Here is a 15612-nt window from a genome sequence, read left to right as displayed (position 1 = left end):
TATCTATATTCTTTCTAAAAAAGCTTTCAATTCATTTTTAGATTTTATTCTCACGAAATCACCATCTTTAAATTGCTGTTCAGACAATCGGAGTCTTTCACTCATTTCTTGGCCGAAAGATAACTCTTCTTCAGAAACAGGAGTTAAAAGGTAAGCTTGCTTTTTCCCTCGTTTAATAATTATCTGTTGCCCAAGATCCGCTAGCTCAAAAAATTCCTTCTGATTTTTTTTAAACTTTTTACTCGATGTCTCAACTATTCCCATTACGATTTTCAATTAGAATCAAAAATAAGAATAAATTATCACTATCAGATTATCAAGCTGTTAAGCTTTCAGCAAATCCTCTAAAGCCTGATGAACCTTCTCAAAACCAAAGGACTGCTTCACTTCCGAAAACATTCTTTCGATCTGATCATTGCAGAGATTGCCGATACTACCTTCATGTGTATGTTGCACCTCTTTTGAAGGATTAAAATTTCCCTCTTCAATGGCTAAGCCAATATTCTTATATGCCTCGCGGAACGGTACGCCTTTTAGCACCTCGTTGTTTACTACCTCTACACTGAACAGGTAATCGTATTTTGGGTCATCCAAGATGTTATCCTTGATCGTAATATTCTGTAGCATGTAGGTTGCAATCGCTAAGCAATCGTTTAATGATTGGAATGCCGGGAAAAGATTTTCCTTCAACAACTGCAAGTCACGGTGATAGCCAACCGGTAGGTTCGTCGTCATCATAGCAATTTCGTTTGGCAATGCCTGAATTTTATTGCAGCGAGAACGAATCAATTCGAAAACATCCGGGTTCTTCTTATGCGGCATAATGCTGGATCCCGTAGTTAGATGTGCCGGGAAGGAAATAAAGCCAAAGTTTTGATTGATGAATAAGGTGACATCCATGGCAAACTTCGCTAATGTCGCTGCAATGGAACTCATCGCCTGCGCTAATATCCTTTCCGTCTTGCCACGTCCCATTTGTGCATAGACCACATTGTAGTTCAAATCCTCGAATCCTAATAATTGGGTCGTCATGGTACGGTTCAACGGAAACGAAGAGCCATAGCCCGCCGCTGAGCCCAGCGGATTTTTATTGCACACTGCCCAAGCAGCCTTCAACAATTGCAAATCGTCTACTAAACTCTCCGCATAAGCCCCAAACCATAATCCAAAAGATGACGGCATGGCAATCTGCAGGTGCGTATATCCTGGCATTAGAACCGACTTATATTGATTGCTCAAGCTTATTAATTGCTCAAACAAAACTTCTGTATTCTTAAAGATACTCTCGATTTCTGAACGGAAATACAGCTTAAGGTCTACTAAAACCTGATCATTTCTCGATCTGCCGGAGTGAATTTTCTTCCCCGCCTCACCGATGCGCTGCGTCAGCATCATCTCCACTTGCGAGTGAACATCCTCTACCGAATCCTCGATCTGAAATTTAGCATCCAATACCTCCTGGTAGATGTTTTTCAGCTCCTTCTGTACCGCAACAAGATCCTCCTCGCTCATCAAACCAATGCTAGCAAGCATCTGTGTATGCGCTAATGAACCCAAAACATCAGCACCCGCAAGCTGCAAGTCCATCTCACGATCGCGCCCAACGGTAAAGGATTCTACAAAAGAATCCACATCAATATTTTTTTGCCAAATCTTCATGATCAATATTTTGTGAAACAAAAATACCAATTAAACAGACAAAAACAGGTAGTTTTTCGCATTGTTTTTCAATTAATCAACTACACTTGCGTTCGCTAACATATCCCGTTCAGCTATTCAAAAACGCCGTTTTTTAATCTAAAAACAACAAAAACTTAATAACATTAAGCATGGAATTCTCATAAAATCTACTAATCAAATAGAGTTAAAAATTGTTAAACTAAATTAAGTAACCACTTACTTTTTTTTAAAAAACATCTTGTAGGGTCTGAATTAAAGCCCTATGTTTGTGATGTAAAGGGGAATGAAAAAAAACAATTAGTGAGTAGCAACTCACGTTAATAACCACCTAGAAATACTAAACATGATAGACCCAAAAAGTCTTAAAACTTGAAAAATATTATTCTATCCAATTATAAACTAATTTTGATTTGAAGACTTGTCACTATGCCCACGACAAGTCTTTTTTTATGCCCCCTTGCTACCTTCTTCTCCACACTCCCCTTTCAAACCCAATGTATACCCCAATCACAACCGCTCTGAAAGGGCTATGATTTGGTTATCGATAGGTTTTACTAAAAGCAAGACCTAATCCAGCTCCGCCCCACGACTATTCCAGCCTTGTCCATACGTTCTTTTTCCATCAAACTCCTCATAATATTGAACTGAGATAACAAAGCATCTTTTTAAAAATCCTTATATTTGTGTTATTGGAAACGTAATGAAACGTTTTCTCATTCAATGTCATTATGGGAACAGAAAGTAAAAGACAGCAACGATTTGCCGGCGTAATTCAGCAGGATTTAGCGGAGATGTTTCAGAGAGAGGGGAATTCGTGGGCTCCTGGTGCCTTTATTACCGTAACAAAAGTGCGTGTAACGCCTGACCTCTCCATTGCTCGCGTATTTCTAAGTTTTTTAAACACAAATACTGCGAAAGCTGATATTGAAAGCATTCGTTCAAAAACTAGCGAGATACGTTATAAACTTGGTGCGCGCATCAAAAATCAAGCGCGTATTGTTCCGCAGTTGGAGTTCTTCTTAGACGATACCAACGAGTACGTGGAACATATGGATAAAATATTTGAGGAAATCAGCAAAGAGCCTCGTCAACCGGAAGAATAGTTTAGCCTAACGCATGCCCTATTTATTGGATGAAGCACAATTGGCTTTTCCACATCCCCGCTTGGCGGATGAAGACGGATTATTAGCAATCGGAGGCGATTTATCGGCAGAGCGCTTGTTGCTAGCCTACCAAAACGGAATTTTTCCTTGGTATGACGAAGACACGCCCATTCTATGGTATTCGCCACATGAACGCTTTGTAATACATAAAGGAAAGTTGAAGATTTCCAAAAGCATGCGACAGGTGCTGCGATCTAAGCGGTTTAAGGTCACCTACAATCAAGCCTTCGAGCAGGTAATCGATCAATGTGCGAGGATTGCGCGCGAGGGCCAGCAAGGAACGTGGATCTTACCGGAGATGAAAGCCGCCTATATCTCGCTCCACAAGCATGGTTATGCACATAGTGTTGAGGTATGGGAACAAGGTCAGCTAGTAGGTGGCTTGTACGGTATTAAAGTTGGAAATGTTTTCGGCGGGGAAAGCATGTTTTCCAAAGTTTCCAATGCATCGAAGGTAGCCCTGATAAGCCTAGCGGAAGATTTTGGAATCTCCATGATCGACTGTCAGGTCCATTCAGTGCATTTGGAAAGCATGGGTGCGTGTTTAATTTCGCAGGAAGGGTTTTTAGCAATCATACAACAACAAGAAATCAAAGCTTATGACTTTCAGCGAGTACTTTAACCTTTCAGCAGATATTTGTTATGTCAATAGTTCGGGAGATGGTTTAATTCCCAAGCGCAGCTTGGAATGGCGAAGAACCTGGGAAGAGCAATTCTTCGCGGCGGATACGGATCTACGTAATCAGCAAACAGCTTTTCTGGAAACTGTAAAGGATACCATCGCTAGAGTTTTTCATGCCGCTGAACATACTGTCTATTTGACACCAAATTTCTCTTTCGGTTATTCTACGCTCATTGACTTATTGCCTAAGGATTATCGCTATCTGGCATTGGAGGGCGAGTATCCATCGATCCTCTACCCTATCATTTCGAGAAACTTAGCTTATAAAACCGTTAAGGTGGACGAACAGGTTGAAGAAAATATCCTGGAAGCAATTGCGGACTATAAGCCAAATGTTTTGTTGATCAGCATCGTACAATATGTCAGTGGATTAAAGATAGACCCGCGATTTTTTAGACGCTTGAAAGAGGAACACCCTGATATCTGGATTATTGCTGACGGTTCGCAATATTTGGGTACCGAGGATTTCGCATTCGATCGTTCAGGAATCGATGCCTTGTCTTGTAGCGGCTATAAGTGGCTATGTTCGGGTTTTGGAAACGGCTTTCTCTTGTTGCACCAAAAACTACAAGCGGCATTGGAGCTAGGGTTAAAAGATATACCCAGACCGACGACCGATTTCTGGAGCAATAAAAGTGTGCTGGATACTTTCTTTCAGCCAGGACATGTAGATACGGTGAGCCAGGGTACACTGAAAGAATCCTTGCTGCTATTTGAAGAATTAGGATTGGAGGCAATTGGCGAACACATAGCGACACTTTGCGATGAAGCTTATCGCTTACTTGCTGAGCGCGACCTGCTATTGCCAGAGATTGCACGTCGACCGCTTCGATCTGCTTTGATCAATATTCAGCTGGATCAATCGCTCTATCCAAAACTTATGACAGAGGGCATAAAATGCTTCCCACGTGGAACAGGCATTCGAATTGGGCTACATTTATACAATGAGCTCGAAGATATACACAGATTAATAGCTACTATAGATAAATTGAGATGAATTTTAAGATAGGCGATTTAGTGCGGTTTGTAGACGAACCGATTGAAGGACATATTACCGCTTTTATGGCGAACGGCTTAGTCGGGGTAACCGACGATACAGGCTTTGAGATACCCGTTATGCAAGATAAGATTACTTTGGTTCATGGCAATATGCGCATGGAAGAAGATGAGGAACCGCAGCAAGTTAATACTACCGCGAAGTTTATCGAGAAAGGTATCTTCTTAGCACTGACCGGCGAGCAGAAAGAAGGCTTAGTGAAGTTTTTCATCGCTAATGAAACAAGCTATGAGCTTTTGGTTGCCGTTAAAGAGGTCAATGGCAATAAATGCACCGGTATTTACAACAATATTATTCCTGCACGCGAATACCATCAGATATATACTGCGAATTTCGCTAACATTCATAAATGGCCAAACCTGGAGTTTCAGATCTTGCGTACCTCTAGACGTCAGCACAACGAAGTGCCACCAATTGAGAAAACAATTAAGGTGAAGGCGTTAGACCTTATTAACTCTAAAGAACGGTCGGAAGTACTGCCGGATAAAGCTTGGTTATGGGAGTTGGATAAAATTGAAGAAAATATCGGCTTGGACAAATTGAAAGCACATTTTATTTCACACCGTCCAAAGTAACGAAGGATATAGTAAATTTTCTTATTATTTTCTTAAAACTCGTTTAGAGAAATATTTTTCCTTATTTTAGCAATTTACTATTGCCAAAATAATGCGAATATTAACCTGTCTCTCTATTTGTGCTTTACAAATAGTCCTCTTCACGTTTTCTACATTTGCTCAGACAGCGGATTCTATTACTTCAAGCTCGAACAGTGAAGATCTGTTGTTAAAAGAATCGAAAATACAAACGCAGCGCGATTCGACAGCACAGGCGGAACTATTGAAAGCCATAGCAGATATACGCGCGCGAGCTGCAGAGGCTGAGGCGGAACCGGCAACCGGCAGCCGAGCTAGAAAATCAGATTCCTTAAAGCGAGCGTCGCTGCTGTCCAAAATAAACAATTTAAGAAGTACAACGCCCGGCTATCCGGTGCAGTTGTATCAAGACACCCTATTTTCAATATATACGAGAATAGGCTCATTCGATGCCAAGGATCGCGCAGCTGCCATATCGCATAAAATCTATCAGCTATTTGATGCGCCCGATTTCAACCCGGACTTCTTAAACATCGTCGAGAACGAAGAGAGCTATGATATCGTGTATAATGGTGAAAACATCATTATCAGTGTTCGACTGCTGGATGCCCTTTGGGTAAACAAAAGCAGTAATGAACTCGCAGAATCATATATCGCTAAGATCAGAGAAAGCGTCGTTAAACAGCGCGAGGCACATAGCCTGCTCAATCTCGCAAAACGAATTGGTCTCGCCTTACTTGTTCTGCTCCTGATGACGGGTATGGTAATCCTGATCAACCGCTTTTTCAAATTTCTGGCAGGCAAGATAAGTGTTGGGAAAGATCGGGTGCTTTCTGCACGACGAATGCGCAAATTAAAAATCATCAAAGCTGAGCATATAGAACAGGCCATGTTGCGGATGAATACGATACTACGTGTCCTTATCTTGTTCCTCAGTATCTACCTAACCCTGCCTTTACTGTTCAGTATATTTCCGGAAACGGAGTCTTGGACGGGAATGCTATTAGGTTGGATTCTGAGCCCACTTAAAGCGGTTCTGCTTGCCATCATCGATTACCTTTCAAACTTGTTCCGCGTAGCGGTGATATTCTTGATCTTTAAGTATCTGGTAAAATTTACGCGCTATGTTTTTCATGAGTTGCAGCGTGGAAATATACATTTAAGTGGTTTTCATGCCGATTGGGCTTTGCCCACATTCAATATCCTGCGCTTTGTCCTTTATGCATTTATGATGGTATTGATCTTCCCTTATTTGCCCGGTTCAAGCTCACCGGCATTTCAAGGGGTTACCGTATTCATTGGTATACTCGTTTCCTTGGGATCATCCAACGCGATTGCCAATGTCGTAGCCGGCTTAGTCATTACCTACATGCGTCCCTTTCAGATTGGCGATCGCGTAAAGATTGGAGAAGCGGTTGGGGATGTTTTAGAGAAGTCCATGCTCGTAACCCGAATAAAGACCATCAAGAATGAGGAGATTACCGTCCCTAATTCTATGGTACTCTCCAGCACGACCGTCAATTATTCAAATCAATCGAAGAAAGAACAACCCGGATTGATTGTTCATTATAGTGTTACCATTGGCGATGATGTGCCTTGGCAGAAGGTATACACCTTATTGAAAGAGGCAGCATCTCAAACCATCCATATTGAAACACATCCCGAACCCTTCGTTTTGCAAACAAACTTAAATGACTTCAATATTTCCTATACCATCAATGCCTACACGAAACAGCCAAGCAAGCAGGCTTTAATCTACAGCAACCTATTAGAAAATATTCAGGAGGTCTTCCATCGCGAACAGATCGAGCTATTATCTCCAAGCTATCATGTGATGAATAAATTGTCTTGAACCTCTGGTTTAGAAGGAGAAGATTGTCTTGAACCTTTGGTTTCGAAGGAGAAGATTGTCTTGAACCAGGAAAGGAAGGATGCAAGGATTATCAGGATCGTTTTGAACGGGATATGGGTTTTGTCTTGAACCAGGAAAGGAAGGATGCAAGGATTGGCAGGATCACGTTGAAAGAAAAGAAGTGGCTGTTTCCCTTTCTTTCCTGATTCAAAGATACAATCTCCAATAAAAATGGCGCCTATACGGCGCCTTACTCTAATATCTGATGTCTAATATCTCATATCTAGACTAATATCTCATATCTAAACTACCCCTAGCCTTCCCCCTTCGTTCTTACACTCAAGGAAATCAATACAGCACCTACGAAGATTACTATCCATCCCCAGCTTAGGGTAACGGCTTTGGAAATCAACCCGTCGATAAGCTTCATGCCGAAGTAATTATTGATTTGAAAGTACACTGCTGCGAGCGCTAAGGCAAGCCAGGCTAGTAATGCGATACTTGAAATCTGGAAGGCTCTTAATTTTCGCATAAAGAAGAGGAGCACATTTAAGCCGAGGATACCCATGGTGATTAGAAATAGGGCGGTGTCGACTTGATATAGGTTCCAATCCTTCTTCAATGGAATGTTTAGAAATGGACAAAATATGGAGGATAGGAAAACAACGACGAATCCTATCAGTGCGAATGGTTTCAATAAAACTTTCATAAGTTAATTTTAAACAAATATGAGCATTTAATGCTTATTAACTACGAAAAATCTATGCGAATAAGTACGGTTTTTGGGCGTTTGGATGCCGTAATTGCTGAAAATCCTTAGTTTAAAACTGTGTTGTTCGTCATTTATTGTTATTCGCGTTTATGATTGTAATCACATTTTTTTAGAAAACATTTCAGAAGAGGCTTTATTTCAGTGTTTTAACATTTCTTTAACACTATTTATAATCGTTCTAAATTCACTGTATTGACAGATTTTTGACATTTAGCATGTTGTTTTAATCTACATTTGCATAACAAAATTATTGGCGAAATATTAGGCTTTGAAGAATTTAAAAGTTATAGCGTTTACCCATAAACATGTCGATCTAAAAGATTTGGGGAGTTTGGTTATATGCAATGAGGAGTTGGATAGCCGCCTTATTAACCTAAAAAACAGTTTAGACATCTCGGAAATATTTTACATCGGTACTTGTAACCGCGTAGAGTTTGTGTTCTATGGTGCGCATGAATTGAACGATGATTTTGTAGTACAGTTTCTAGACAAGATGAACTTCTGCGTTCCTGCTGAACGCATGCAATGCTACCTGGGTCAAGTCGACAGATATGAAGGCTTAGACGCTTTGAACCATTTGTTCCGCACATCATGTTCTCTGGAGAGCTTGGTCGTTGGGGAGAAAGAAATCTTAGCGCAGATTCGTCGTGCATACGACCGTTGTAGAGCTGCAGGCTTCACGGGCGACTTCCTTCGTTTAATGATGGATCGTTTAGTAAAAACAGCAAAAGAAGTTTATACCTATACCAATATCTCACGCAACCCAATTTCGGTTGTTTCTCTAGCATACCGCAAGCTTCGTGAGGTTAAATTATCAGAAAACCCAAGAATTCTGGTTATCGGTTCTGGTGAGACCAATCAAAATTTAGCGAAATACCTAAGAAAACATAAATACAGTAACTTTACCATCTTCAATAGAACAGTTGCCAACGCAGAACCTTTAGCAAAGGAATTGCAAGGGCAAGCTTATCCATTGAGCGAACTGAAGAACTATAAAAAAGGTTTCGATGTGATGATTACCTGTACAGGTGCGCCTGAAGCGATCATTAACGAAGAACTTTATACTTCATTGCTTAATGGTGAGGATGATAGAAAGGTAATTGTTGACTTAGCGGTTCCTAATGATATCGATGCGGCAGTTATTGCTAAATATCCTATTCAATACATCGAAGTAAGCAGTTTACAACAGATTGCAGAAAAGAATATCCAAGAGCGATATGATGAATTGGAAAATGCCGAGGAGATTATCGCACAGAACATTAAGGAGTTCTTACCTATATTGAAGCAACGTCGCGTTGAAGTCGCTATGAAACAAGTTCCTGAGAAAATCAAGGAAATACGTTCGATGGCGATGACCGAAGTGTTCGCGAATGAGGTAGAACAGCTTGATCCTCAGGCTCGTGAGATTCTGAATAAAGTCATTAATTACATGGAGAAAAAATATATCAAAGTACCTATGGTAATGGCGAAAGAGATTCTAGTGAAATCTGCAGAATCAGAGAGCAATTAGTCTTAAAATTTCATAAATTATTCGGTAATCTGACATTAAAAGGGCGGAACTAATTCCCTATTTCCTTAACTTTGCAACCGAATCATTCATTTGTAAATCTTTGAACGTGAATAGAAAACTTACCATCGGTACACGAGGCAGTGAATTGGCATTATGGCAAGCTAACTTTGTGAAGGATCGATTAGCAGAGATTGGTGTTGAAGCCGAACTTAAAATTATTAAAACCCAAGGCGATATCATCCAACATTTACGTTTGGATAAGCTGGAAGGAAAGGGATTCTTTACCAAAGAATTGGAAGAAGAGTTGCTATCTGGACAAATTGATCTAGCTGTGCATTCACATAAAGACCTTCCTACAGTAAATCCTCCGGGATTGATTATCGCAGCGGTATCAGACCGTGAGGATCCTTCGGAAGTACTGATTATTCATAAAGACTGTGTGGATATCAGCAAGCGCCTTTCGGTAAAGCATGCGGCAACCATCGGTACCTCTTCTAATCGTCGTAAAGCACAATTACTTTCTATCCGTCCGGATCTGGAGTTCGACGACTTACGTGGGAACTTACAAACACGCGTTCAGAAATTAAGAGATGAGAAATATGATGCGATTATGTTGGCGAAGGCTGGCGTAAGCCGTATCAACATGGATCTTTCCGATTTTCATATTGAGGAGTTATCTCCGATTATGTTAGTCCCTGCACCTGCGCAAGGGGTGTTGGCTATTCAGATCCGTGAAGATGATAAGGAACTTTTCGATGTTCTTCAAGGCATCAATGATGCAGATGTCGCGGAAACAATCGCCGTTGAGCGTAAGGTATTGAACCTGTTTGATGCCGGATGCCATGCGCCACTAGGTAGCTACTGCCGTAAAGTCGATGGAAAATTCCAATCTTGGACTTCCATTGCGGATGATAACGAAGACTTCCCGGATCGCGTATTCTTAGAAGCAGAAACTTCGGAAGGTATGGCCGAGAAGATCTTTTCGAAATACAGCAAGGATAGAAAGTTGCCTTCCTCAATTTTCATTACACGCGATTTGGATGAGAACTCCTACTTAGCGCGATCTTTAAAGAAACATAATATCGCGGTTGACGATCGTTCATTGATCCGTATCTTCCCTACCATCAATAAGCTGGATTCATTTATCTTGAAGCGTGCAGACTGGATTTTCTTCAACAGTAGAAATGCCATTGAGCACTTCTTCAAATTAGAACCTCTAATTTTGAAGAAGACAAAGATTGCAGTTTTAGGGAGAGGATCTGAAGAGACGCTACGGAAGTTCAATAGAACGGCTGATTTCACTGGCGACCACCTTGGTATCAATACGGAAGGTATCGGTTCGGAGTTTGCGAAATTGGTAGATGGGCAGACGGTTCTATTCCCTCGTGCCGAAGGCTCTTTACAGACAATCCGCAAGGCATTGACCGAGAATACCAAGATTATCGATATGCCGATCTATGAGACGGTCATTGAAGAAGAGGTGGACAAGAGCAATGCTGATGTATTGATCTTTACAAGCCCTAGCAATGTGGAGGCTTATTTCCGTGAGAACTTGGTTGATCCGGGGCAGAAAATCATCTGTATCGGAAACAGCACTGCCAAAGTGATCAGCGAAATGGGATTAAAATATACCCTTCCATATTCCCCAGATGAGATTGGATTAGCAGAAGCTATATTTGGATTAGACTATTAAAAACAATATATAAGGGGGCATGCCCCCTTTCATTTTAAATAATTATCATGATACACCGTCCTAGAAGAAACAGAAAATCAGCAGTTGTGAGAGATATGATTCAAGAGAATCACTTGTTTGCTGCTAATTTGATTTTCCCCTTGTTTATTGTAGATGGAGAAAACCAAAAGGTTGAAGTATCCTCCATGCCTGGTATTTACCGTTATTCTGTTGACAACCTTCTGCGTGAGGTTGAAAGCTGTATGAATATCGGGTTGAAGGCATTCGACCTATTCCCGGCTGTTGAGGAGTCTTTAAAAGATAAATATGCTACGGAGAGCTACCGTAAGGGCACCTTATATTTACGTGCAATAGAAGCCGTAAAACAGCGCTTTCCGGAGGCTTGTGTAGTTACTGATGTGGCTATGGATCCGTACAGTTCCGACGGTCATGATGGAATCGTAGAGAATGGTGAAATCTTGAATGATGAAACCTTAGAGGTATTAGGAAAGATGGCGTTAGCACATGCTGAGTCGGGGGCTGATATTATCGCGCCTTCGGACATGATGGATGGCCGTATTGGTTATTTACGTGATGTTTTGGATACGAATGGATTCACAAATGTTTCACTGATGTCTTATACAGCGAAATACGCATCGGCATATTACGGTCCTTTCCGCGACGCCTTGGGTTCGGCTCCGAAAAAAGGCGATAAGAAAACTTATCAAATGAATCCGGCAAATAGCCGCGAGGCACTAATTGAAGCGCAATTGGATATGGAAGAAGGTGCAGACTTCTTAATGGTGAAGCCTGGTCTTCCATACTTAGATGTGATTAAATTACTTCACGACAACTTTGATTTACCGATTGCTGCGTATAACGTTTCTGGTGAATATGCTATGTTAAAGGCTGCTATCGCTAACGAATGGTTGAGTGAGCAGGTTATTTTGGAGACGCTATTGAGCTTTAAACGCGCGGGAGCAACTTCTATCCTGACCTATCATGCGAAGGAAGTGATCGAAAAAGGCTGGGTGAAATAGCTGATAAATCAATTAAATGGCTATTTTTGTAGGGCTTACAAATTAGCCTACTATCATTCTTTTGAATACAATGGAACATACTAAAATTAAAGACTTATTAAAATCGGAAGAATTCGGAAAAGAAGTAATCGTAAAGGGTTGGGTTCGTACTTTCCGTAATAATCAATTTATTGCTATCAACGATGGTTCGACCATCAATAATATACAGGCTGTTGTTGACTTTGAGAATACAGCAGATGAGATCTTAAAACGTATTACTACTGGTGCGGCAGTACGTGTGAAAGGCACTTTGGTAGAGTCGCAAGGAAAGGGACAGCGCGTAGAGGTAAAAACTACGGAAGTTTCTATTATTGGGGATTCTGATCCTGAGAAATATCCTTTGCAACCGAAAAAACATAGCTTGGAGTTCTTACGTGAGATTGCGCACCTACGCTTCCGCACAGGAACGTTCAATGCGGTTTTTAAAGTTCGTAATGCGCTTGCATTCGCTGTGCACAAATTCTTCAACGAAAGAGATTTCGTTTATATGCATACGCCTATTATTACGGGTTCGGATGCTGAAGGTGCTGGCGAAATGTTCCAAGTGACTACCTTAGACTTGAATAATCCTCCGCGCACAGAGTCTGGAGCGATAGACTTTAAAGAAGATTTCTTCGGTAAAGCAACTAACTTAACCGTATCTGGCCAGTTAGAGGGAGAATTAGCGGCTATGGCCTTTGGTAATATCTATACTTTCGGTCCTACATTCCGTGCGGAGAACTCGAATACGACACGTCACTTAGCGGAATTCTGGATGATTGAGCCGGAGATGGCTTTCTACGAGTTGGAAGATAATATGGATTTGGCGGAAGACTTATTGAAATATGTGATCCGTTATGCCCTTGACACTTGCCCGGAGGAGATTGAATTCTTGAAGAACCGTTTGTTGGAAGAAGAGAAATCAAAACCTCAAGCAGAACGTTCTGAATTAAACTTAGTAGAGAAGTTAAACTTCGTAATCGGCAATGACTTCGAACGCGTAACTTATACGGAAGCGGTAGAGATCTTGCAGAAGAGCAAGCCAAATCAAAAGAAACAATTTAAATACTTGATTGAAGGATGGGGAGCAGACTTACAGTCTGAGCACGAGCGTTATTTGGTGGAAAAACACTTTAAGAAGCCGGTAATTCTTACAGACTATCCTAGAGAGATTAAGTCTTTCTATATGAAACAGAATCCGGTAGATGCGGAAGGTAGAAATACTGTTCGTGCGATGGATATCTTGTTCCCGGGTATTGGTGAGATGGTTGGAGGTTCACAACGTGAGGAAAACCTAGAAAAACTAATTACCAGAATGGGCGAAGTTGGTATTCCAACGGAAGAGATGGAATGGTTCCTAGATACACGTCGCTTTGGTTCAGTACCACACTCTGGTTTTGGAGTCGGCTTTGAACGCTTAGTATTATTTACTACAGGAATGACGAACATACGGGATGTAATTCCTTTCCCAAGAACACCTAATAATGCGGAGTTTTAAACCGCATTGCATATAAACACAAAAACCGTCAAAACAAACTAATTTTGACGGTTTTTGTTTATCCTAAGAAACACATTACGATTAGACATGGCTATGCTAGTAAAAATATACAACGACAACCCGAATCCTAAATCTATTGATCAGGCGGTAGAAATCCTGCGCAAAGGTGGGGTAATCATCTATCCTACGGATACAGTTTATGGTATGGGATGCGATATTACGAATCAGAAGGCAATTGAAAGGGTTTGTGCTATCCGCGGTTTAAAGCCAGACAAGTCTAACCTTTCATTTATCTGTTATGACCTAACGGATATCTCTCAATACACGAAGCCTTTTGACACGACGGTGTTCCGGGTGTTGAAGAAAGCTCTTCCTGGCCCATTTACCTTTATTTTCAATGCGAGTTCACAGGTTCCGAAACTATTGAGCTCGAAGAAAAAGACGGTAGGTATTCGTGTTCCCGATAATAATATCGTGAGGGATATCGTGAAAGCTTTAGGTAATCCTATCGTAACGACATCCATCCACGATGAAGACGAAATCATCGAGTACTCCACTGATCCCGAATTGATCTATGAGAAGTATCAGGAGAAAGTAGATCTTGTTATTGATGGCGGATATGGTGACAACGTTGCATCCACGGTTGTTGATGTGACTTCCGGCGAATTTGAGATTATCAGGGAAGGAAAAGGCGACTTGGACTTATATTTATAGTCCCTGCTCCTCTACCCTGTTCTTTATAGCGGCGTTGAAGGCCTCGAAGCCGGCTAATGTGTTTCCATGTATCATTTTTTTCAGGAATGGCACAAGGATACCCGAGAATATCTCGCCTTGTATTAGTCTAGTTTGCTCCGCCGAAATTTCCTCGAGGAAAAAATAATGTTCACCATCGAAGATACCACTGATACCTAACCTACCCTTCCAACGCAATTCTTTATCTTTGTCGATTTTCAAGAAAATAGGATTCATCTTGATGGAAGTGCCTCCGGGTTGTTGCAAAAGAACCTTCGTTCTTTTCCCTACAATTGGAGTTCCCTCAAATTCGCGAACGCTGGGGCTCCATTCCGGATATGCTTTAAAATTGCTCAATACATCCCAAACAGCTGCTGCTGGCGCATTAATCATCACCTGAGTTTCTAGTATTTCTTTCATACTCCAAAGGTAGTGGCAGAAACTCCAAAGCCACTTGACATTTATCAAGAAGATTTTTTTGTAAATTAAAGCTGGATAATCAATATGAGATCTCTATGGAGGATAACATTCTACAGAAAGTAACATCGGCATTCTCAGCTTTATCGTGCATCGAAGGTATAGTCCTCGGAGGTTCTAGAGCAACAGCAAGCTTTAACCAAGACTCTGATATTGACATTGGTTTGTATTACAAACCTCACTGTCTTGATTATGATGAGCTGAATAGTATAGCGAAATCCCTAGATGATCAACATCGGAATCATTTAATAGGAAAGGAAGGCGATTGGGGGCAATGGGTAAATTTTGGAGGGTGGTTGCAGATAGATGGAAAGGCGGTAGATCTTATTTTTAGAGATTTAGGGCGGGTAGAAAATGTTATCGATCAGACTAATGCTGGTATATTTTCTAACAATTACCATTTAGGACATCCACACGCCTACCTCAGTTTTATGTATCGTGGGGAATTGGCAGCGAGTAAAATACAATATGCCAAAGACCATAGCTTTCGAGATCTTAAAGCATTAGCACAGCAGTATCCGGACAATCTACAGGCTTCGGTAATACAATTCTACTTATTCGAAGCCGACTTTTCCTTGATGCTTGCTAAGAAGGCTATTTCCTCAGCGGATCGGTATTATCTCAGTGGACATATCTTCAGGATGGTATCTGCATTAAATCAAGTCATTTTCGCTAAGAATAAAGTGTACTTTTTAAACGAAAAAAAAGCGATTCAACGTATTGATCGCTTTGAGTTCGCTCCAAGTAAGTATGAAGAACGGATTAATGAAATATTTGGAAGATTATATGAGCAGGACAGTCCAAGTATCGGCATGTTAGAGGTCTTGTTAGCCGATGTGCAGAATTTAATCTCTTTCTATTAGGGT

General features: G+C 41.0%; 15 protein-coding genes. 11 read left to right on the top strand and 4 right to left on the bottom strand.

The features are described 5' to 3' along the window. Nucleotides 1–3 precede the first annotated feature (3 nt). Nucleotides 4–264, bottom strand: a complete 261-nt coding sequence (locus B2400_RS02910; protein WP_286651088.1) for a hypothetical protein — start codon at nt 262–264, stop codon at nt 4–6. Nucleotides 265–324: 60 nt separating this feature from the next. Next, nucleotides 325–1659, bottom strand: coding sequence for an argininosuccinate lyase (argH, locus tag B2400_RS02905; protein ID WP_286651087.1), 1335 nt, complete (start codon nt 1657–1659; stop codon nt 325–327). 749 nt (nt 1660–2408) lie between these two features. On the opposite strand from argH, the gene rbfA reads away from it, so the two are divergent. The 5 genes from rbfA (at nt 2409) to B2400_RS02880 (ending at nt 7027) form a co-directional block, all read left to right on the top strand. Next, nucleotides 2409–2783, top strand: coding sequence for a 30S ribosome-binding factor RbfA (gene rbfA, locus B2400_RS02900; RefSeq protein WP_149527097.1), 375 nt, complete (start codon nt 2409–2411; stop codon nt 2781–2783). Between the two features lie 13 nt (nt 2784–2796). Further along, nucleotides 2797–3465 carry a leucyl/phenylalanyl-tRNA--protein transferase gene (gene aat, locus B2400_RS02895; protein ID WP_293930652.1) on the top strand — a complete coding sequence of 223 codons (669 nt, stop codon included), beginning with the start codon at nt 2797–2799 and terminating at the stop codon, nt 3463–3465. Further along, a complete protein-coding gene (locus B2400_RS02890) occupies nt 3443–4522 on the top strand; it encodes an aminotransferase class V-fold PLP-dependent enzyme (protein WP_149527099.1) in 1080 nt (359 codons plus the stop codon). Before aat ends, B2400_RS02890 begins: the two co-directional genes overlap by 23 nt. Then, nucleotides 4519–5157, top strand: coding sequence for a hypothetical protein (locus tag B2400_RS02885; protein WP_149527100.1), 639 nt, complete (start codon nt 4519–4521; stop codon nt 5155–5157). Before B2400_RS02890 ends, B2400_RS02885 begins: the two co-directional genes overlap by 4 nt. A 91-nt stretch (nt 5158–5248) precedes the next feature. Next, nucleotides 5249–7027 carry a mechanosensitive ion channel family protein gene (locus tag B2400_RS02880; RefSeq protein ID WP_293930649.1) on the top strand — a complete coding sequence of 593 codons (1779 nt, stop codon included), beginning with the start codon at nt 5249–5251 and terminating at the stop codon, nt 7025–7027. Between the two features lie 313 nt (nt 7028–7340). Here the strand turns inward: B2400_RS02880 and B2400_RS02875 are convergent, their stop codons facing one another. Next, nucleotides 7341–7736 carry a hypothetical protein gene (locus tag B2400_RS02875; RefSeq protein WP_293930648.1) on the bottom strand — a complete coding sequence of 132 codons (396 nt, stop codon included), beginning with the start codon at nt 7734–7736 and terminating at the stop codon, nt 7341–7343. 331 nt (nt 7737–8067) lie between these two features. On the opposite strand from B2400_RS02875, the gene hemA reads away from it, so the two are divergent. The 5 genes from hemA to B2400_RS02850 all read left to right on the top strand — a co-directional run bounded on the left by hemA (nt 8068) and on the right by B2400_RS02850 (nt 14251). After that, a complete protein-coding gene (gene hemA, locus B2400_RS02870; protein WP_286651084.1) occupies nt 8068–9309 on the top strand; it encodes a glutamyl-tRNA reductase in 1242 nt (413 codons plus the stop codon). A gap of 106 nt (nt 9310–9415) precedes the next feature. Next, complete coding sequence (gene hemC, locus B2400_RS02865) at nt 9416–11002, top strand: hydroxymethylbilane synthase (RefSeq protein ID WP_149527104.1); 1587 nt, start codon at nt 9416–9418, stop codon at nt 11000–11002. A 47-nt stretch (nt 11003–11049) separates the two neighbouring features. Then, the gene (gene hemB, locus B2400_RS02860) at nt 11050–12021 is read left to right on the top strand and encodes a porphobilinogen synthase (RefSeq protein ID WP_286651083.1); all 972 of its coding nucleotides are present in this window, start codon (nt 11050–11052) and stop codon (nt 12019–12021) included. A 70-nt stretch (nt 12022–12091) separates the two neighbouring features. Continuing rightward, nucleotides 12092–13537, top strand: coding sequence for an asparagine--tRNA ligase (gene asnS / locus B2400_RS02855; RefSeq protein ID WP_293930647.1), 1446 nt, complete (start codon nt 12092–12094; stop codon nt 13535–13537). 93 nt (nt 13538–13630) lie between these two features. Continuing rightward, nucleotides 13631–14251 (top strand): L-threonylcarbamoyladenylate synthase, encoded by a 621-nt coding sequence (locus B2400_RS02850; RefSeq protein WP_149527757.1) that lies wholly within the window; start codon nt 13631–13633, stop codon nt 14249–14251. Here the strand turns inward: B2400_RS02850 and B2400_RS02845 are convergent. Further along, nucleotides 14246–14689, bottom strand: coding sequence for an SRPBCC domain-containing protein (locus tag B2400_RS02845; protein WP_149527107.1), 444 nt, complete (start codon nt 14687–14689; stop codon nt 14246–14248). The two genes, B2400_RS02850 and B2400_RS02845, sit on opposite strands and share 6 nt — an antisense overlap. A 95-nt stretch (nt 14690–14784) precedes the next feature. Between B2400_RS02845 and B2400_RS02840 the strand changes: the two genes are divergently transcribed. After that, a complete protein-coding gene (locus B2400_RS02840) occupies nt 14785–15609 on the top strand; it encodes a nucleotidyltransferase domain-containing protein (RefSeq protein ID WP_149527108.1) in 825 nt (274 codons plus the stop codon). Nucleotides 15610–15612 lie beyond the last annotated feature (3 nt).

The sequence above is a fragment of the Sphingobacterium sp. UBA6645 genome (assembly GCF_002455685.1).
GTDB classification, from domain to species: domain Bacteria; phylum Bacteroidota; class Bacteroidia; order Sphingobacteriales; family Sphingobacteriaceae; genus Sphingobacterium; species Sphingobacterium hotanense.
The sequence above is the reverse complement of the archived record's forward strand: the minus strand, read 5'-3'. Positions and strand labels throughout refer to the sequence as shown.

Coding starts and splice junctions, on each gene's coding strand:
- B2400_RS02910 (WP_286651088.1), bottom strand. CDS start 264: ATGGGAATAGTTGAGACATCGAGTAAAAAGTTTAAAAAAAATCAGAAG.
- argH (WP_286651087.1), bottom strand. CDS start 1,659: ATGAAGATTTGGCAAAAAAATATTGATGTGGATTCTTTTGTAGAATCC.
- rbfA (WP_149527097.1), top strand. CDS start 2,409: ATGGGAACAGAAAGTAAAAGACAGCAACGATTTGCCGGCGTAATTCAG.
- aat (WP_293930652.1), top strand. CDS start 2,797: ATGCCCTATTTATTGGATGAAGCACAATTGGCTTTTCCACATCCCCGC.
- B2400_RS02890 (WP_149527099.1), top strand. CDS start 3,443: ATGACTTTCAGCGAGTACTTTAACCTTTCAGCAGATATTTGTTATGTC.
- B2400_RS02885 (WP_149527100.1), top strand. CDS start 4,519: ATGAATTTTAAGATAGGCGATTTAGTGCGGTTTGTAGACGAACCGATT.
- B2400_RS02880 (WP_293930649.1), top strand. CDS start 5,249: ATGCGAATATTAACCTGTCTCTCTATTTGTGCTTTACAAATAGTCCTC.
- B2400_RS02875 (WP_293930648.1), bottom strand. CDS start 7,736: ATGAAAGTTTTATTGAAACCATTCGCACTGATAGGATTCGTCGTTGTT.
- hemB (WP_286651083.1), top strand. CDS start 11,050: ATGATACACCGTCCTAGAAGAAACAGAAAATCAGCAGTTGTGAGAGAT.
- asnS (WP_293930647.1), top strand. CDS start 12,092: ATGGAACATACTAAAATTAAAGACTTATTAAAATCGGAAGAATTCGGA.
- B2400_RS02850 (WP_149527757.1), top strand. CDS start 13,631: ATGCTAGTAAAAATATACAACGACAACCCGAATCCTAAATCTATTGAT.
- B2400_RS02845 (WP_149527107.1), bottom strand. CDS start 14,689: ATGAAAGAAATACTAGAAACTCAGGTGATGATTAATGCGCCAGCAGCA.
- B2400_RS02840 (WP_149527108.1), top strand. CDS start 14,785: ATGGAGGATAACATTCTACAGAAAGTAACATCGGCATTCTCAGCTTTA.